Source organism: Aquimarina sp. BL5 (assembly GCF_003443675.1).
GTDB lineage: Bacteria > Bacteroidota > Bacteroidia > Flavobacteriales > Flavobacteriaceae > Aquimarina.
Genome location: NZ_CP031963.1, coordinates 5,446,806 through 5,466,395, shown reverse-complemented (window position 1 = coordinate 5,466,395; position 19,590 = coordinate 5,446,806). Strand labels below are relative to the sequence as shown.

General features: G+C 35.0%; 11 protein-coding genes. 4 read left to right on the top strand and 7 right to left on the bottom strand.

Annotated elements, in window-relative coordinates:
* Positions 1–33: 33 nt before the first annotated feature.
* Positions 34–1,020 carry a 6-phosphofructokinase gene (gene pfkA, locus D1818_RS22990; RefSeq protein ID WP_118462264.1) on the bottom strand — a complete coding sequence of 329 codons (987 nt, stop codon included), beginning with the start codon at positions 1,018–1,020 and terminating at the stop codon, positions 34–36.
* 304 nt (positions 1,021–1,324) lie between these two features.
* Here pfkA and D1818_RS22985 point away from each other — a divergent pair, with 304 nt between their 5' ends.
* Positions 1,325–4,516: an Ig-like domain-containing protein gene (locus tag D1818_RS22985; RefSeq protein WP_118462262.1), complete on the top strand. Its 3,192-nt coding sequence runs from the start codon at positions 1,325–1,327 to the stop codon at positions 4,514–4,516.
* Positions 4,517–4,603: 87 nt separating this feature from the next.
* Here the strand turns inward: D1818_RS22985 and D1818_RS22980 are convergent, their stop codons facing one another.
* From D1818_RS22980 to D1818_RS22955, 6 genes are all read right to left on the bottom strand, one after another.
* Positions 4,604–5,989, bottom strand: a complete 1,386-nt coding sequence (locus D1818_RS22980; protein ID WP_118462260.1) for an alpha-amylase family glycosyl hydrolase — start codon at positions 5,987–5,989, stop codon at positions 4,604–4,606.
* 23 nt (positions 5,990–6,012) lie between these two features.
* Complete coding sequence (locus tag D1818_RS22975; protein WP_118462258.1) at positions 6,013–7,875, bottom strand: glycoside hydrolase family 13 protein; 1,863 nt, start codon at positions 7,873–7,875, stop codon at positions 6,013–6,015.
* A gap of 92 nt (positions 7,876–7,967) precedes the next feature.
* On the bottom strand, positions 7,968–10,274 hold the full coding sequence (locus D1818_RS22970) for a glycoside hydrolase family 65 protein (RefSeq protein WP_118462256.1): 2,307 nt from the start codon (positions 10,272–10,274) through the stop codon (positions 7,968–7,970).
* A gap of 86 nt (positions 10,275–10,360) precedes the next feature.
* Positions 10,361–11,026, bottom strand: coding sequence for a beta-phosphoglucomutase (gene pgmB / locus D1818_RS22965; protein WP_118462254.1), 666 nt, complete (start codon positions 11,024–11,026; stop codon positions 10,361–10,363).
* Between the two features lie 4 nt (positions 11,027–11,030).
* Entirely contained in the window at positions 11,031–12,386 is a 1,356-nt protein-coding gene (locus tag D1818_RS22960; protein WP_118462252.1) for an MFS transporter, read from the bottom strand.
* Positions 12,387–12,517: 131 nt separating this feature from the next.
* Positions 12,518–13,540: a LacI family DNA-binding transcriptional regulator gene (locus tag D1818_RS22955; RefSeq protein WP_118462250.1), complete on the bottom strand. Its 1,023-nt coding sequence runs from the start codon at positions 13,538–13,540 to the stop codon at positions 12,518–12,520.
* A 225-nt stretch (positions 13,541–13,765) separates the two neighbouring features.
* On the opposite strand from D1818_RS22955, the gene D1818_RS22950 reads away from it, so the two are divergent.
* The 3 genes from D1818_RS22950 to D1818_RS22940 are packed head-to-tail and all read left to right on the top strand — an operon-like array spanning position 13,766 to position 19,574.
* A complete protein-coding gene (locus tag D1818_RS22950) occupies positions 13,766–16,702 on the top strand; it encodes a SusC/RagA family TonB-linked outer membrane protein (RefSeq protein WP_118462248.1) in 2,937 nt (978 codons plus the stop codon).
* A gap of 4 nt (positions 16,703–16,706) precedes the next feature.
* The gene (locus tag D1818_RS22945) at positions 16,707–18,320 is read left to right on the top strand and encodes a RagB/SusD family nutrient uptake outer membrane protein (protein WP_118462245.1); all 1,614 of its coding nucleotides are present in this window, start codon (positions 16,707–16,709) and stop codon (positions 18,318–18,320) included.
* A 39-nt stretch (positions 18,321–18,359) separates the two neighbouring features.
* Positions 18,360–19,574: a SusE domain-containing protein gene (locus tag D1818_RS22940; protein ID WP_118462243.1), complete on the top strand. Its 1,215-nt coding sequence runs from the start codon at positions 18,360–18,362 to the stop codon at positions 19,572–19,574.
* Positions 19,575–19,590: the final 16 nt, after the last annotated feature.

Genomic DNA, 19,590 nt, shown 5'->3' with positions numbered 1-19,590 from the left:
TAGTTGTTTTTGATTTAAAAAACGTGGTTATATTTATACTGAAGTAATATCAGCAACTTTAATTAATCGATCGTGTTTGTGGGTTCTTTTCTCTAAAGCAGTAGTAAGAGGCACAATAGTCACTGTTTTATGAACAATTCCGATCATTACTTCACTTTTTCCTTCTAGTAAGGTTTCTACAGCACCCACGCCTAATTTACTAGCCAATACTCTATCATAACAGCTTGGAGCTCCTCCTCTTTGTATATGTCCTAATACGGACACTCTAACTTCATAATCCTCTAAGTTCTCTTCTACATACTCTCCTAATTCGAAAATATTCTTTCCAGATTTATCTCCTTCGGCAACAACAATAATACTTGAGGTTTTCCCTGTCTTCTTACTTTTTTTAAGAGATTCTATGAGTCTATCAACTCCCATATCTTCTTCAGGAATTAAAATCTCTTCTGCTCCTGCTCCAATTCCTGCATTTAAAGCAATATCTCCAGCATCACGGCCCATCACTTCTATAAGAAATAAACGGTTATGAGAACTTGCTGTATCTCTAATCTTATCTATAGCTTCTACTACTGTATTCAATGCAGTATCATAGCCTATTGTATAATCAGTACCATTAATATCATTATCAATTGTACCCGGTACTCCAACTACTAGAAAGTTAAACTCTTCAGAAAGTTTTAATGCTCCAGTAAAACTACCATCTCCTCCAATTACAATAAGAGCATCGATATTATTCTTTACTAAATTATCATAAGCTTTCTTTCTTCCTTCTTCCGTACGAAAATCTTTAGAACGAGCAGATTTAAGAAAAGTTCCTCCTTTATTTATAATATTTCTTACCGAACGCGCATTTAACTTTTCCATTTCATTATGAATAAGGCCTTCATAACCTTTATATACACCAAAACAATCTATTTCATAATAGCTACACGCACGAACTACTGCTCTTATAGCGGCATTCATTCCAGGAGCATCTCCTCCGGAGGTAAGCACAGCGATATTTTTAACTTTTTTTGTCATTGAAGTCAAATCTATTGTTATTGACCACAATAACCTAATTTACCCAAAATCTAAAACGTTTTCGGTTAATAAATTCAGTAATTACTGACAAAAAAGATATGATTTTAACACATTTTCATAAAATAAGTTAAGAAAAAAGTATTATCACAAAATAGTTTATTCCTGATTTTGGTATTCTCAAAACTTAGATTAACTACTTAACATTACCAAGATACTTCAGTATTAACACAAGCCTCATTCATATTTTGTATCTTTGCAGGTACAAAATCGTCATAAATTCACCCAAATTAATTTCATTACTGACATGAAAAAAAACACCCTAATCATTGCTTTGTTAATGGTAATTTTCATTTCATTCAAAGCTTTTTCTCAGAATCAAAATAACTTAATAGACGCTCCAGGTGATATTGCTTTTATAGCTTTTCATACGGATAATGGTGGCGCAGATCAAGAAGATGGATTTTCTTTTATCCTATTAGATGATGCTATTGATGGAACCACTATCACCTTCATAGATGAAGAATGGGATGGAACCCAATTTTCAACCGCAACGAATGAAGGAGATTTAATATGGACCAATAACACTGGTAACATGATTGATGCAGGAACAGTAATCAATATTACTGATGCGGATGGAGATATGGAAATGGCCTCGATAGGCACTGTTGACGAAATCAATGCGGGATTTAATTTAGCAGCTCCCGAGGATATTGTAGCAGTAACAGGAACAAGAGCTAATCCTGGTATTTTTCTTACAGCAATTGATGGAGATAATGGTTTTCCATTTAATAGCACTAATACAGGGTTATCAAGTGCTCAGATCTTACTAATCACCGACCAAGGTCTTTATACTGGACCTACTACTTGCAATAGTACAATAGGTGATTGCTTAATCCAAATATATGACTCCACAAACAATTGGAATTTTGGAAACTACACACATCCAGATGATGTAGTTGGCAATTTTACAGGAAATGCATTTTTAGGAGATATGATATCCCCAACAGTAAGTATTTCTCTTTCTGACGCTACCCTTACAGCAGGAGAAACTTCGACTATAACGTTTACATTTAGCGAAGTGCCTGTAGGATTTACTGAGACTGATGTAACCGTGCAGAATGGAACTCTAACCGGGTTTACAATCACAGCCGATTCAACTATATATACCGCAGTATTTACCCCTACTCCAAATATACAGGATGCTACAAACATTATTAGCGTAGGAACTGGGTATACTGATGCAGCTGGAAATATTGGAATTGCAGCAAATTCCGACAATTACACTATAAATACTTTTCCCTCTAATTCTGCTCCAAGCTTTTCTATACCTGCCAGTCCGAATCAAACGACCTTAGAAGATTCAGGAGCGCAGACGGTAAATGGATTTGCATCTAACATTGATGATGGTGATGGAAATACGCAAAACCTTACTTTTAATGTAACAAATGATAATAATGCACTATTCAGTAGTCAACCTGCTATTGATGAAGTTACTGGAAATCTAACCTACACTCCTATTTCAAACGTTTCTGGAAGTACAATCGTTACTATAAACCTTTCTGATGATGGAGGAACTGCCAATGGAGGAATTGATACTTCTGCAGATCAAACATTTATGATTACTATCAATGAAGTTAATGATGCTCCCAGCTTTTCTATACTTGTCAGTCCGGATCAAACGACCTTAGAAGATTCAGGAGCGCAGACGGTAAATGGATTTGCATCTAACATTGTTGATGGTGATGGAAATACGCAAAACCTTACTTTTAATGTTACAAATGATAATAATGCACTATTCAGTAGTCAACCTGCTATTAATGAAGTTACTGGAAACCTCACATATACTTCTGCCGCAAACGTTTCTGGAAGTACAATCGTTACTATAAACCTTTCTGATGATGGAGGGACTTCCAATGGAGGAATTGATACTTCTGCAGATCAAACATTTATGATTACTATTAATGAAGTCAATGATGCTCCCAGCTTTTCTATACTTGTCAGTCCGGATCAAACGACCTTAGAAGATTCAGGAGCGCAGACGGTAAATGGATTTGCATCTAACATTGATGATGGTGATGGAAATACGCAAAACCTTACTTTTAATGTTACAAATGATAATAATGCACTATTCAGTAGTCAACCTGCTATTAATGAAGTTACTGGAAACCTCACATATACTTCTGCCGCAAACGTTTCTGGAAGTACAATCGTTACTATAAACCTTTCTGATGATGGAGGAACTGCCAATGGAGGAATTGATACTTCTGCAGATCAAACATTTATGATTACTATCAATGAAGTCAATGATGCTCCAAGTTTTTCTATACCTGCCAGTCCTGATCAAACCATCTTAGAAGATTCAGGAGCGCAGACGGTAAATGGATTTGCATCTAGCATTGATGATGGTGATGGAAATACGCAAAACCTTACTTTTAATGTTACAAATGATAATAATGCACTATTCAGTAGTCAACCTGCTATTAATGAAGTTACTGGAAACCTCACATATACTTCTGCCGCAAACGTTTCTGGAAGTACAATCGTTACTATAAACCTTTCTGATGATGGAGGGACTTCCAATGGAGGAATTGATACTTCTGCAGATCAAACATTTATGATTACTATTAATGAAGTCAATGATGCTCCCAGCTTTTCTATACTTGTCAGTCCGGATCAAACGACCTTAGAAGATTCAGGAGCGCAGACGGTAAATGGATTTGCATCTAACATTGATGATGGTGATGGAAATACGCAAAACCTTACTTTTAATGTTACAAATGATAATAATGCACTATTCAGTAGTCAACCTGCTATTAATGAAGTTACTGGAAACCTCACATATACTTCTGCCGCAAACGTTTCTGGAAGCACAATCGTTACTATAAACCTTTCTGATGATGGAGGAACTGCCAATGGAGGAATTGACACTTCTGCAGATCAAACATTTACTATAACAATTACTAGCGCTAATGATGAACCAACTGTAGTCATTACTTCTACAGAAGGTTCTCCAACAGATGCTAATCCTATTCCTGTAACCATAACATTTTCCGAAAGTGTTCTAAATTTTGATATAAATGATATCTTAATTACAAATGGATCACTTACTAATTTTTCTGGTTCAGATGCTATGTATACTGTTGAAGTTATTCCTACTACAACAGGAGTAATCACGCTAAACATTGATGCAAACGTCGCTACTAGTGCATCTGGAGATGGGAATCTATCTGCTTTAGAGTTCAATATTATTTATGACGAATTACTTAGCACAGATGAATTTGATAATGATACATTTACTATATATCCAAATCCTACAAAGGGCAATGTATATATAAGCGTTCCAATAGATAAAGTGACAGTTTTTGATTATAGTGGCAAAAAAGTACTTGAAACAACCAAAAACACTTTTAACTTATCAGGATTAGAATCGGGTATTTATATAATTAATATACAAACCAAAGAAAAACAAATTACAAAGCGAGTTATCAAATTTTAATAGTAATCGTTTGTAATGAAATTTAAAAATTAAGAGGCCACTTTATAAGTGGCCTCTTTAAAATAGATCATTTATTATGATATATTATTATTGCTGAATCAAAATAAAATACTGCCAAGGATTTAGCTCATATTCCTGCCCTTTAGCACCATCAATATACTCACCTGAAAGATAATCTTTAAATTTCCCTTCATAATCTGCTGTAAACTTCACAGGTTCTTTTGTCATATTCGCAACGAAAACAACCTTATTATCTTCTTTTTCTCTTTTGAATACCAAAACTTTATCATCTATCGAAGTTTTAATACGACTATAGGAAGCAGCATTCTTACCGCCATGTAAAGCAGCATTCTCATTTTTAAGCTTTCCTAGTTTCTCATACAAGGGAAAGAATATTCCTTTATTCTTAATAATAGTATCTTTTTCGAAGAAAAGTAAACGCTTATCCATATCATATTCTTGTCCAGAATAAATCAATGGCATTCCAGGTACCATATAAGATAACGCTGCGAATAGTTCTTTAGAATCTCCCATTCTTTCTTGTACCGTTCCGTTCCAGGAATTTTCATCGTGATTAGAAGTAAAGTTCATTAAAATATCATCAGCTGCATACATTGAATCTACCTGAACCATTCTTTTATCCCAAGCAGCTACAGTATTTTCCCCTTTTGCAATATGATTCATTACGTGATGTGTATCCCATCCATATCCCATATCAAAAGCATTTTCCATTAATTCCGGTTCCCAACCTTCGGCCAACATAAAAACAGGCTTTATTTTCTTAAGTTCAGATACAGTAGTATCCCAAAAATCAACTGGCACCATTCCTGCTACGTCACATCGGAATCCATCCACCCCTTCTTCTTGCACCCAGTACTTCATTGCTTTAAGCATTTCGGCTCTCATTTCTTTATTATCATAATTAAGATCCGCTACATCTGTCCAATCAGTTCCTACGGTATGCGTAATTTCTCCTTTATCATTTTTGGTGTAGAATTCTGGATGTTCTTTTAACCAAACGTGATCCCATCCTGTATGATTAGCCACCCAATCTAATACTACATAAATTCCATTATCATGAGCCGTTTTTACTAATTCTCTGAAATCCTCTATGGTTCCGAATTCTGGATTTACTTTAGTATAATCAGAAATTGCATAATAACTACCTAACGACCCTTTACTTTTGGTAGTAGATATTGGATATATAGGCATCACCCAAAGCACTTTTACTCCAAGGCTTTTCAAAACAGGAATATCTTTGGTAAACGCTTTAAAAGATCCTTCTTCAGAATACTGACGAATATTTGCTTCGTAAATCACAGCATTTTCCATCATAGCCTCACTTACCGGAGCTAATTCATTACTTACTTCTTCGGTAACAGTTTCTACTTTTGCAACTGTTTCTTCTTTTTTTGTCTTTCCGCAGGAAAATACAACACCTGCTAAAGCAAGACAGAAAATTATTTTTTTCATTATTTTATAATTTAGTTTTTGGTTTATTGTAATGATATGATCATTGATGTTCTGGCAGGAATTGTAATATTTTCCGTAACATCAATTGTATTATCCGTAATGATATCTTTTCCTACTTTAGAATCTCTTAGTCCTTCTTTAAAACGATTAATATCAAGATCCTGATCTTCTGAGTTATTATTAATAACAACCATTACCTGTTCTTTTTCTGTATATCTAAAATATACGTATACATTATTAAGAGGTATATATTGCAATAATTTTCCGTTATGGATAGCATCACTATTCTTCCTCCAGTTCAGTACTTTTTTAGTAAATCCATGAAATGCTTCTTCATCTTTGGTTCTTCCACTAACTTTATCTGAAGCTCCTTCGGCAATAAAAGCACTTCTTTTGTCATCAGACCATCCTCCGGGAAAATCTCTACGAATATCTCCATCCCCTTTTTTATCACGATTCCCCAGCATTCCTATTTCGTCTCCATAATAGATTTGTGGAATTCCTCTCGTGGTAAATATCAAAGTCATTGCCATTTTATATTTATTGATATCGCTTTGGTAAATCTCATTAATCCTATTTGTATCGTGATTACCTGCAAACAATAATATATTATCGATATCCGGATACAAGAAATCATTTGTAAAATTCTCATAAGCTCTAATCATTCCTTTATCCCAAGAATTACCTTCCTCATTAAACATAACCATTACTGCATCATGCAGTGTAAAATCCATTACTGAAGGTAAATTCGAATTATAGTTATCAATAGCTCCAATTTTGCTGTCTTTTTGCCAGTATGCCATCTGTGCCTGGTCATGCATCCATACTTCTCCTACAATATTAAAATTTGGATATTCATCCATAATCGCCTTTGTCCATTTAGCAATTCCTTCTTTATCATTGTATGAGTATGTATCAACTCTAAAACCATCAAGATCTGCATATTCTATCCACCAGATTGCATTCTGTGTAATATAATTAAGGAGTAAAGGATTACTTTGATTCATATCAGGCATAGTAGTATCAAACCATCCATTCATACATCCTTTAGCATCCACAGCTGAAGCATTTGTATCGAATTGTGTTGTCATACGATAATTACTTCTTCTGAATCCTTCTGCCCACTGATGTATCCAGTCCTTTGTTGGCAAGTCTTTAATCATCCAATGCTTAGAACCCCAATGATTAGTTACATAATCCATAATTAGTTTCATATCTAATTTATGCATCTCTGAAGCTAATCTTTTATAATCCTCATTGGTACCATATCGAGGGTCTATCTTATAAAGATCGCTTTGCGCATACGTATGATAAGAATATACTGGTTCATTATCTTCTAACAATGGTGTACTCCAAAGTGCAGTAGCTCCTAAATCATTCAAATAATCCAAATGATCAATTACACCCTGAATGTCTCCACCGTGACGACCTCCAGGATTAGATCGATCCGCTTTTTCTACAGTATCTTTATGAGAATCATTAGTCGTATCTCCATTAGCAAAACGGTCTGGCATGATTAAGTACATAACATCACTACTATCAAATCCTTTTCTTTCTGCAGCCCCTTCTGTTCTGGTTTTAAACTCATATTCTTGCGAAAAGGCTACTTTATCATTCTTTTTAAAGTTAATGACCACCTTTCCTGGCTGAACATCTTTAGTATCAATGGTTACAAAAACGTAATTAGCATTCTCTGTCTTGGTAATATCATTAATTACTATACTATCTATTTCTATATCGTACTTGGCTATTTCCTTTCCATAACACATCAATTGTAATTGATTAGATTGCATTCCACTCCACCAAAATGGAGGTTCTATTTTATCTATCTGCCCAAAGGTTAGTGAAACGAATAACCCAAAAAGCACTGTAAACATACTCTTCATAGATCTAATTTTGATTTGTATAATCATATTGAATTAAACACCCCAAAAACAGAAGTTTTTGGGGTGTTTCAGTATTCCATTTATAAAATGAATTAAACAGTCATTAAGCTATTGGGTGAGATTGTAAATTCTTTACCATCTACATATATCAATAACTCGTTCTCTCCTTCTAAATTAAAGGTAGTTCCTTCCTGAGAAACATTCACCTTTAGTATATTATTTCGGAAGTTTACATTAAACGTATATCCTTTCCATTCTTTAGGAATTTTAGGAGTAAACGATAATGCATTATTTTTAACTCTCAAACCTCCAAAACCTTCTACAATACTCATCCAAGTTCCGGCCATACTAGTAATATGAAGACCTTCTTCTACTTCTTTATTATAATCGTCAAGATCCAATCTTGATGTTCTTAGATAAAAAGTATATGCCTGATCCATTCTGTCCAAAGTAGCCGCCTGGATACTATGCACACAAGGAGAAAGAGAAGATTCATGAACTGTAAATGGTTCATAAAAATCAAAATGTCGTTCTAATTCCTCTCTAGTGAATTGATCTTCGAACATATAGAAACCTTGTAAGGTATCTGCCTGTTTAATATAAGGAGATCTTAGGATTCTATCCCAGCTCCATTTTTGATTAATCGGACGTTGAGATTCGTCCAGTTTATCTACTTTAATTAGTTCTTTGTCTAAGAAACCATCTTGCTGAAGATATACCTGGTGTTTTTCTGAGTAAGGAAAATACATCTTTTCTGCTACCTCTAGCATTGTATTAATTTCTTTTTGATCCAGTTTCGTCTTTTCTATGATTCTATCATAATCAGTTTTATACTCTGACTTAACTTTTTCAATATTTTCAACACAATAATCGATACACCATTTTGCTAAATAGTTAGTATACCAGTTATTGTTAATATTGTTTTCATATTCATTAGGTCCAGTAACGCCTAGAATAACGTACTTTTCTTTGTCTGTAGAAAATGTTGCTCTTTGATGCCAAAAACGAGCAATAGCAATCATCACTTCTAATCCCATTTCTGGAATATAGCTATAATCACCAGTATAACGCAGATAATTATAAATGGCAAATGTCATCGCACCATTTCGGTGAATTTCTTCGAAGGTAATCTCCCATTCGTTATGACACTCCTCTCCATTCATAGTTACCATAGGGTACAATGCTGCTCCATTGGTAAATCCTAGTTTTTCAGCATTTTCTATTGCTTTCTCTAAGTGGTTATAACGATACTGCAATAAATTTCTCGCTACATTTTGATTTTTGGTAGCCATATAAAAAGGAATACAATATGCTTCGGTATCCCAATAAGTGCTTCCTCCATATTTCTCACCCGTAAATCCTTTTGGGCCAATATTTAATCTGGCATCTTTACCTAAATAGGTTTGATTTAATTGAAAAATATTAAAACGAATACCTTGTTGCGCCTTTACGTCTCCATCAATGGCTATATCTGCCATTTCCCAGATCTTAGACCAAGCTTTCTTTTGAAGATCCAATAATGCATCAAAACCTGATTCGGATGCTTGCTTTAATACGGCTGCGTTAGCAGATGCAATATCCTCTTGTTTATGGTTTAGTGAAACGGTGTATCCACCAAATTTATGAATTGCAGCAGTTTTACCTTTTGCAACTTCTACTTTGTAAGCAAGACCTGCATAGGTTTTGTTCGTTTCCACAGTTGGATAGACATCTTGTAATTTTTCATCAAGATATAATTGATTCAGCATTCCTGTACATACATGAAACTCTGTCTTCATGGTTTTAGAAGATATGTATGCCGAATTACCTTTATGAGATACTTCGTAAGTATCCCAGAATTTATCATCCCAATTGGTGTCTTCATTCGTAATTCCAGAATCTAAATATGGCGTAAATTGAACTACGGCATCTTTATTCACTGGAGTTACTTCATATTTAATAGCACCAACTTCATCTAAATCTAAACTTAAAAACCTTGTTGATTTAACAGCTACCTCGATGTTATTTTGCAAAATCGCATTAAAAGAACGCTGATACCAACCTTCTTTCATATTAAGTTCTCTGCGGAAACTCGATACTGTTTTACATTTATGCAAGTTTAATTTCTCTCCATTAACCTCTACATTGATTCCAATCCAATTCGGAGCATTCAATACTTTGGCGAAATACTCTGGATATCCATTTTTCCACCAACCTACTCTGGTTTTATCAGGATAATATACTCCTGCAATATAACTTCCCTGAAAAGTAGGGCCTGTATATGTCTCTTCAAAATTTGCACGCTGCCCCATTGCACCGTTACCTATACTAAAAAGACTTTCTGAGGACTTAACTCTTTCTACATCAAATCCTTCTTCAATTATAGACCAGTTATCTGGTTTAATATAATCCTGATTCATCGGTTCTCTTTTTTTTATTTTTAGTTGCTAAGAAGACTTTCCTAAATATCAAACACCGTATTTACTTAGGCAACCTCCTATTATTCTCAAACTTTTTTGGTTATAACTAATTGGTTAATAAATTCTTCTGTAATTTCTGTGAAATTACTAAATACATAATCTGCTTCGTGCAAAACGTCGGCATCGCCAATACCAATACTTACCATATTCGCAATATTAGCAGCCTGAACACCCGCTACAGAATCTTCAAAAACTATGCAATCTTTAGGAGCTACTCCTAATTTTTGTGCTCCGATTAAAAATACTTCGGGATCTGGTTTTGCTTTTGAAACGTCTGTCCCATCAACAATTTCGTGAAATTTCTCTTTCAGCAATACTTTATCCAAGATAATTCGAGCGTTTTTGCTGGCAGAACCTAATGCTATGGCTTGCTCTTTGGTTAAAAGATACTCTAATACTCTTGGTACATCCGGAAGAATTTCGGATGTATCCATAGTCTCAATATAATTTAGATATTCTTCATTTTTTTTAGTCATTAAGGAAGTAAATTCTTCCTCTGAGATGGTTTTATTACCCCATTCTAAAATTTTTTCTAAAGATCGTATTCGGCTAACTCCTTTTAGTTGTTCATTTTGTTCCTCAGAAAAAGATATACCAAGACCATTGGCTAAATTTTGCCAAGCTAAAAAATGGTATTTTGCTGTGTCTACTATAACACCATCTAGATCAAATATGAATGCTTTTTTTGTCATTCTATTAGTTAATTTTGTTTAATAAAGTCTTATCATCTGCATCTTTCACTCTAACAACCAATAAGGCCGCGATAATAAATGAAATACCACTAATCACTAGAGCATAAATAGGATTACCTCCATAAAAATATTTCACTACAGGTCCACCAATAATGGCATTAATAATTTGTGGAAGCACTATAAAGAAATTAAATATCCCCATATAAACTCCCATTTTTTTTGCTGGTATTGAACCTGCCAATATAGCATAAGGCATTGCCAGAATACTTGCCCAAGCAATTCCAATTCCTACCATAGATAGCATTAACCAATGTTCATTAGGTACTAAGTAAATTGATATAAGTCCCAATCCACCTATTACCAAAGAAACTGAATGTGTCAATTTTCTTCCTATTTTAAGAGCAATATAAGGAAGAAAGAATGCGAATACCGCAGATACGGCATTATACACACCAAATAATACACCTACCCAATCTCCTGCATTTTGATATGCCTCACTACTATGATCATCTAACGGCAATCCATATACATGATGTGCTATTGCTGGAGTAGAAAAAACCCACATACCAAACAATCCAAACCAAGAAAAGAATTGAACACCGCTTAACTGTTTCATAGTTAACGGCATTTTTCTGAAATCTGAAAAAATATTCATTAACGAAGACTTCTCTTCTTCTAAACTTTCCTCAGAATCCTCATCAAATTGGCTAAGTTCTTCAGGAGAATATTCTTTTGTTGTAAATACAGTAAGTAAGATGCTACTTACCAAAACAACAGCCCCTATAATAAATGACAATAACAAATGTAATGGTACTTCCCCTACTTGCGCTTCATTAGAAACATTAAACCAATTTGCAAGTACGTATGGTAACCAAGAACCAATAACAGCTCCAATTCCAATTAAAATAGTTTGAACACTAAAACCAAGTGTACGCTGATCAGAAGGTAAGTTATCTGCAACTAACGCGCGAAAAGGTTCCATTGCGACATTAAATGAAGCGTCCATTATCATAAGCATTCCTGCTCCTACCCACAATGATGGTAAAAACGCAGTAAACATATCTGCATTAGGCATTAATAAAAGTCCAATCGATGCAAGAATAGCTCCTGTAAGAAAAAATGGTCTTCTACGCCCTAAACGAGTCCAAGTTTTATCACTATAATATCCAATTATTGGCTGGACTATTAAACCAGTTAAGGGTGCAACAATCCAAAACCACGACAATTCATGAACATCTGCTCCAAAAATTTGTAGTATTCGACTAGCATTTGCATTTTGTAAAGCAAATCCCATTTGTATCCCTAGGAAACCGAAACTCATGTTCCATATTTCCCAGAAACTTAGCTTACGCTTGTTCATTAAGTAAATGTTTGATTATTACTTGATAAGCGCGTACACTCATCAAAACTTATTTTAGTAGAAAGTGAAAATATAAGTTCTGATAGGGGTCAAATATATTATATTATTTTAAATAAAATAATTTTAGTGTGTTATTTTTTTGTGGATTGCCTTTGGATCAAACTAGTATCTATGATCACTGTTTTATATTCTTCAGGGATATCCTCTTCTCCTTCTAACTTGTCTATAAGGAGCTTTGCGGCTCTTATCCCCATTTCTTCTCCATGCTGACTGATGGTGGTTAAACTAGGGATAAAATGTTTAGACAATATACCATCTGTAAACCCTACAATAGATACATCTTCAGGTACTTTTCTGCCCTGTTCATTTAAAACTCTTGCAGCAGTTACTGCAAACAGCTCATTTACTGCAAAAATTGCATCTACGTCCTTGTCTTTAAGGAAATCAGAAATTTCTGATTCACAATTATCAATATCTTCTATCTTTAGAATATAATCTTCACGAGCAGTAATATCATAAGCTCTTAATGCTCTTAAATAGCCATTTGTTCGAAGCTTACCAACACTTATGTAGTCTACCGTTGTAAGGATAGCGATCTTTTTACACCCTAAAGACAACAGATGATTCGTAGCAGTCTGGGCGCCTTTTCCGTCATCAATAATTACCTTATCACACACAAGTTCATCGATAATTCTATCAAAAAGCACAACAGGCATTCCCTGGCTCATAGTTTCCTCTATATGATGGTAATCCTTTTTTTGTTGCGTCTCTTTTGCTACGGATAAAATAAAACCATCAGCACTTCCGCTAGCTAACATTTCCAAGTTAATTACTTCTTTATCAAAAGAATTATTAGAAGAACATATGATTACATTATAGCCTTTTTCATTGGCTACTTTCTCAACACCGCCAATTACAGTAGTAAAAAAATGATGAACTATTTCAGGAATTATAACTCCAATTGTTTTGGTTTTCCTGTTTTTCAAGCTAAGTGCAATGTTGTTAGGCTTGTAATTATACAACTTAGCGAAAGCTTTTACCTTTTGTCGAGTATCCAGACTTATCTCCACACTATCTTTTAATGCTTTAGACACGGTTGAGATAGACACATCAAGCTCTTTTGCTATTTGTTTTAACGTAACTTTTTGTTTCATTTCCCTTGAATTTTTATTAAAAGTCAAATTTTAACGCGAAAATATGCGATATGATCACAATTACCCTTAAAATTTTAACAGAATTTCAAAAGTTATCCACACGCAAACGTTTGAGTAAGGTTACGGCTACACCGTAGCTCAAATTTAACATAGATTTTACATACTTTGGACTCCAGAAAGTGAAAATATAAGGCTAAAAACAATTAAAAACTAATTTAAATTTATATGAAAACATTTACTAAAAGCGCATTGTTTTTATTGTGGTTGATACCAATGAGCTTTTTTGCACAGTCGTCGGTCAGTGGTACTGTCACGGATGCTGGAAATGGTCAGCCGATTCCCGGTGTTAATATTATAATAAAGGGAACAACAAACGGAACTTCATCAGATTTTGATGGAAATTACGTTTTAAATGGGGTTAACGATGGAGACATTGTTGAGTTTTCTTACGTGGGTTTTCTGCCTCAGGAATTCACATATTCCGGAAATGAGAGAATCGATGTTGCATTACAAGAAGATGCAGCAGAACTAGAACAGGTAGTAGTCATTGGTTATGGTGCTGCCAGAAAGAAGGATTTAACAGGTTCTGTTAGCACAGTAACTGCTGACGATTTTAACAGTGGTAATATTGTGACGCCAGAAAATCTTTTAAATGGTCGTGTGGCTGGTTTAGTAATTAATACACCTGGAGATCCAGGAGCAAATTCTAACATTCGTATTCGAGGTGGAGGTTCACTAAATGCTTCTAATGATCCATTAATCGTAGTGGATGGTCTTCCGTTAAGTAATGAAAATGCAAAGGGAGCAAGATCTATACTCTCAACAATTAATCCAAATAACATTAAATCTTTTACGGTATTAAAAGATGCATCTGCAACTGCTATTTACGGAAATAGAGCTTCTGCAGGGGTTATTATTATTGAAACTATTAAAGGGAGTAAAGGATTAAAAGTAGATTACAACTTCCAGAGTGGTTTATTTACCTTGCCTAAAACTATCGATGTTTTTTCTGCGGATGAGTACCGAGCTTTAATAGCAGAAAGAAGACCTCAGGATATTGGGCTATTAGGTAATGCCAATACAGATTGGCAAGAAGAAATATATAAAAGCGTAGTTTCTACGGACAATAATCTATCTGTTAGAGGATCACTATTCGATGTTCTTCCTGTAAGATTATCTCTTGGTCATTTAAACCAACCAGGTTTACGATTAACGAGTGAGTTCGAAAGAAGTTCTGCTTCTTTGGTTTTAAACCCTACTTTACTTAACGGAAGTTTAAAAATAAATTTAAACGCGAATGCTTCTTGGGAGAAAAACAGATTTGCAGCTGGTCAGGAAACTGCAGCCATCCGTTTTAACCCAACACTACCTGTGTATGATCCAACTTCTCCTTTTGGAGGTTTTACAGAATATTTCACGGACGATGGTAGTGGCAATATAACTCCTCTTAATGGAACTAGAAACCCAGTTGCTGCTTTATTACAAAGAGAGAATCGTAGTGAAGTTCAACGAATTTATGGGAATTTCAAAGTAAGTTATGCGTTGCCTTCATTCCCAGAATTAACCGGTACTGTTAATGTTGGTTTTGACGAAACAGATAGCGAAGAATTTAATGAGTTGTCTACTGAAAGTATAGGTAGTATACGATTAGACGATGGTACGTTTGTAGGATCAAGAGTAGACGAAACACAATATAGAAAAAACACCCTTTTTGATGGGTATTTAAACTACAAGAAAGATTTAGGAAGTTTTGGTTTAGATCTAACTGGTGGTTATTCTTATCAAAAATTTGAAGTAGATAGATTCACTACCAATGAACAAAGAGACGATAATGAAAGTACCATTCCTGACTTTACTACAGATCCAAACCTAGTTCTTCTAGCATTTTTTGGTAGAGCAAATTTCTCTATTAATGAGAAGTATTTACTTACATTATCTTACAGAAGAGATGCTACTTCTAGGTTCAGCGAAGAAAACAGATGGGGTAATTTCCCGGCAGCAGCATTTGCCTGGAATATTTCTGATGAAAACTTTATGGCAGACTCCAACTTATTTAGTAATCTTAAATTAAGATTAGGATATGGTGTCACAGGACAGCAGGATATAGGTGGTAGTAAACTATCGTTCGCTTCTAGTGTGGTAAACGGTCAACCTACCTCTCAATACATTATTAATGGTCAATTAGTAACTGTTACAGTGCCTACTGGTATAAATCCCAATTTAACCTGGGAAACGGCAACTACTTATAATGCAGGTCTTGATTTTGGTTTTTTAAATGGACGAATAAATGGATCTATAGATGTATTTAAAAAAGAAACTAATGATCTTTTAGTAGATGCACCTGTTGCCGATGGTAGTAACTTTACGAATGCTATCGAACAAAACGTAGGAGACTTACAAACAGAAGGAATTGAATTCTCTGTAGATGCTGCAATTATTGACAGAAAAGATTTCTCTTGGAATATCAACTATAATGTTGCTTACCTTGACCAGGAAATAGAATCTTTGGCAGGTGCTGATATATTAGTTGGAGGAATAGACGGAGGAACTGGAGGTAACGCTCAAGTGCACCGTGAAGGTTTTGCTCCTAATTCATTTTTTGCATTCAAACAAGTGTATGATGCTAATGGAGCTCCAATAGAAGGTGCTTTTGTGGATCTAAATGGAGATAATGTAATCAACAATCTAGATAGATATATTTATAGAAACCCTGTTGCTGATGTTACTATGGGCTTTCAATCGAATTTAAATTATAAAGGTTTTGATTTTTCATTCAACCTAAGAGCGAGTTTAGGAAATTATTTATATAACAATGTTGATTCTGCATTTGGACAATTGAATTTATTAGCAGATGGCACTCAAATAGGTAATTTACCAACCTCGGTATTGGACAACAACTTTAATAGTACTTCGGGAAATAATATTGTATCAGACATATTTATAGAAAATGCTTCGTTTTTACGAATGGATAACATAACTATAGGATATACCTTCAATAAATTTTTAGGAGAGACATCTTCTTTTAGGCTATGGACAGGAGTACAAAATGTATTTGTAATAACAGAATACAGCGGTCTCGATCCTGAAGTATTTGATGGGATTGACAGTACAATCTACCCTAGACCAAGAACATTCCTAATGGGTGCTAATGTAAAATTTTAATGCTATGAAAATGAATTTTAAAACAAATTATTTTAGGTATCTTGTATTGATAGCGACTGTTATCTTTATGAATGCTTGTACAGATGATCTGAATCAGACATTATTAGATGATGATTCTTCTTCAATCGAAGAATTTTATGCAGATCCAGCATCTTATCAGCAAGCGCTAGCCGGTATATATGGAAACTTAACACTCACAGGTTCTAATGGACCTACATCTTCTAACCTCGATGGAGTTGATGCAGGTACGAGTCAATATGGACGTGGTTTAATGAATCTAAATACGTTTTCTACCGATGAAATCGTTTGGTCCTACATAAACGATGAAGCGGGAAATGTACACGAAATTCAGATACACAGATGGTCAGCACAAAACACACTGGTAAGAGGTTTCTTTAGTAGAGTGATGTTCTCAGTTGCGTTAGTAAATGATTATCTTAGACAAACTACCGATGCTCAATTAGATGCTAGAGGAGTTTCAAGTGAGCTAAAAGCTGAGATCGCAACCTTTAGAAGTGAAGCTAGATTATTAAGAGCACTTGCCTACTATCATATGTTAGACACTTTCGGAAAAGCACCGTTTATCACAGAAAATGATCCTATAGGAAACTTTGCTGCTCCGCAATATGATAACAACCAACTTTTCACATTTATAGAAGAGGAGTTAACTGAAATAGAACCTAGTTTACTGGAGCCAAGACAAAATGTAACCGGAAGATCTGATAAAGCTCTGGCTTGGATGATTCTTGCTAAAATGTACCTAAATTCAGAAGTATATATTTCTAGTAACCGTTATAGTGATTGCATCGCATATTGTGAGAGAATTATTGATGGTGGGTATACCTTAGCGGATGATTACAAAAACCTTTTTAGAGGAGATAACGATGCAAATCAAGCTGCTAACGAAATTATATTTTCAATTATTTCTGATGGACAGTTTGTTCAAAACTTCGGTCCAACCACGGTGATGACCAATGGTGCTGTAGGAAGCATCGAACAAAACGGTGATAACCTAGGTGTGGCAGCCGGAGGTTGGGGAGGAGCTATACGAATCTCTCCACAGTTTGCTGAAAAATTTGATGGTGATGATTTTACAAATGATGTAAGAAACACTATTATTAGAGATCGTAGAACTGCAAACATACTGGATGTAGAAGACAGAGACCAGGGCTATGTGCTAGAAAAATACTCTAATGTTACATCTACAGGAGGACCAGGGTCTGACCTTACGTTCTCAGATGTTGATTTTCCTATGTTTAGATTAGCTGATGTGTATCTAATGTATGCAGAAGCAACCCTTAGAGGTGGTGGAGGTAGTGACGTAACTGCGCTGGGTTACATCAATGACTTAAGAAATAGAGCAAATGCTCCAAATATTGCTTCGGGAGATATGACCTTAGATTTTATCATTGACGAAAGAGCAAGAGAATTATACTGGGAACTTCACAGAAGACAGGATTTAAGAAGATTCGGCCTTTACAGTGGAGGGGCATATAATTGGTCCTTAAAAGGTAATTCTCCAAGTGGAATTGCAATACCAGCGTTTAGAGAACTATATCCTATTCCTGCTACAAGTTTATCAGCAAATCCAAATCTTACCCAGAACGAAGGGTACTAATAACACATTATAAAAATCATAACGTAAAATAGTTACAAAATGAAAAAAATATCAATATTATTATTAGCTTTTGTTACTGTAATCAGTTTCAATGCTTGTACAGACGACGATCAATTAATATTCACTGCACAACCTGATCCAGAAGGAGTTAGTTTTGTTAACACATTTTCTTCTCAATATGTATTAACTGATGAAACCGCTAGTAATCTTGCAGAAAGGTTTGTTTGGGAATCTCCAGACTTTGGTGTAGATACACCTGTTACTTATGAATTACAAGGCTCTATCACTTCTACCTTTGACGACATTCAGGTTTTAGGGAGTACACAAGAAAACAACTTACCTATTACTGTATCTAGAATGATTGAATTTGCTAATTCGGCTGGATTAGATAACGATCCTGAAACATTTACTACAGATGAAAACGGAGACCCAGTATTAGATGCTGATGGAGAGCCAATTCCTAATAATGCTGGAGAACTTTTTGTTAGATTAAGAGCTACTGTTGGATCTCAAGGAGGACAAGAAATTCTTTCTGATATTCAGCCTGTTGTTGTTTCGCTACCAGAACCAGTAATAGAAGAAATAGAATTTCCAAAACTATATGTAGTTGGGAGCTTTTTAGAAGCAAGTGGATATGGTGCAAACTGGACTCCATCTGAAAATGCACCGGCAATTCAGGCTAGAGATGAAGAAGATACACAATATGAAGGTTTTGTATTCTTTAATGATGCAGGTGCTAATTATAAATTCTTACCTAGCACTACTAGTTTTGATGGAGCTTATGGTGATGCTGGAGCTAGTAATGGATCCTATTCTGAGCTTTTACTTGAAGGAGGTGGAGTAGATTGTGGGTTACCTGCAGGTTCTGTTGCTGGCTATTATTTAGTAAAAGCTGATCTTACTGATGCAGCTAACATTACATATAGTATAGAACCTTCAGAATGGGCCTTAGTTGGTGGTGCTACTCCACTAGGATGGCCAGCTGGAGGAACCGAAGGTGTGCCTGGAAACGATCACGATATGACATATGATGCAACAACGCAAGTATGGACAATTACCATTAATCTTAGTGCTGGAGAGTTTAAGTTTAGAGCAAATGATGATTGGGCATTAAACTTAGGAGGAGATGCTGGAAATGATGGGTCTATGGACTTTAACGGACCTAATTTATCTGTTGATGCCGATGGTACTTATTTGGTTACTCTTGATTTAAGTAACCCAAGAGGATATTCTTATTCCGCAGAGTTACAATAATCAAAAATAAATACAA

What these genes read in the sequence shown, in the direction of transcription:
- D1818_RS22940 (WP_118462243.1), top strand. Translation starts at nt 18,360, where the DNA reads ATGAAAAAAATATCAATATTATTATTAGCTTTTGTTACTGTAATCAGT.
- D1818_RS22980 (WP_118462260.1), bottom strand. Translation starts at nt 5,989, where the DNA reads ATGAAAAAAATAATTTTCTGTCTTGCTTTAGCAGGTGTTGTATTTTCC.
- pfkA (WP_118462264.1), bottom strand. Translation starts at nt 1,020, where the DNA reads ATGACAAAAAAAGTTAAAAATATCGCTGTGCTTACCTCCGGAGGAGAT.
- D1818_RS22970 (WP_118462256.1), bottom strand. Translation starts at nt 10,274, where the DNA reads ATGAATCAGGATTATATTAAACCAGATAACTGGTCTATAATTGAAGAA.
- pgmB (WP_118462254.1), bottom strand. Translation starts at nt 11,026, where the DNA reads ATGACAAAAAAAGCATTCATATTTGATCTAGATGGTGTTATAGTAGAC.
- D1818_RS22975 (WP_118462258.1), bottom strand. Translation starts at nt 7,875, where the DNA reads ATGAAGAGTATGTTTACAGTGCTTTTTGGGTTATTCGTTTCACTAACC.
- D1818_RS22955 (WP_118462250.1), bottom strand. Translation starts at nt 13,540, where the DNA reads ATGAAACAAAAAGTTACGTTAAAACAAATAGCAAAAGAGCTTGATGTG.
- D1818_RS22945 (WP_118462245.1), top strand. Translation starts at nt 16,707, where the DNA reads ATGAAAATGAATTTTAAAACAAATTATTTTAGGTATCTTGTATTGATA.
- D1818_RS22960 (WP_118462252.1), bottom strand. Translation starts at nt 12,386, where the DNA reads ATGAACAAGCGTAAGCTAAGTTTCTGGGAAATATGGAACATGAGTTTC.
- D1818_RS22950 (WP_118462248.1), top strand. Translation starts at nt 13,766, where the DNA reads ATGAAAACATTTACTAAAAGCGCATTGTTTTTATTGTGGTTGATACCA.
- D1818_RS22985 (WP_118462262.1), top strand. Translation starts at nt 1,325, where the DNA reads ATGAAAAAAAACACCCTAATCATTGCTTTGTTAATGGTAATTTTCATT.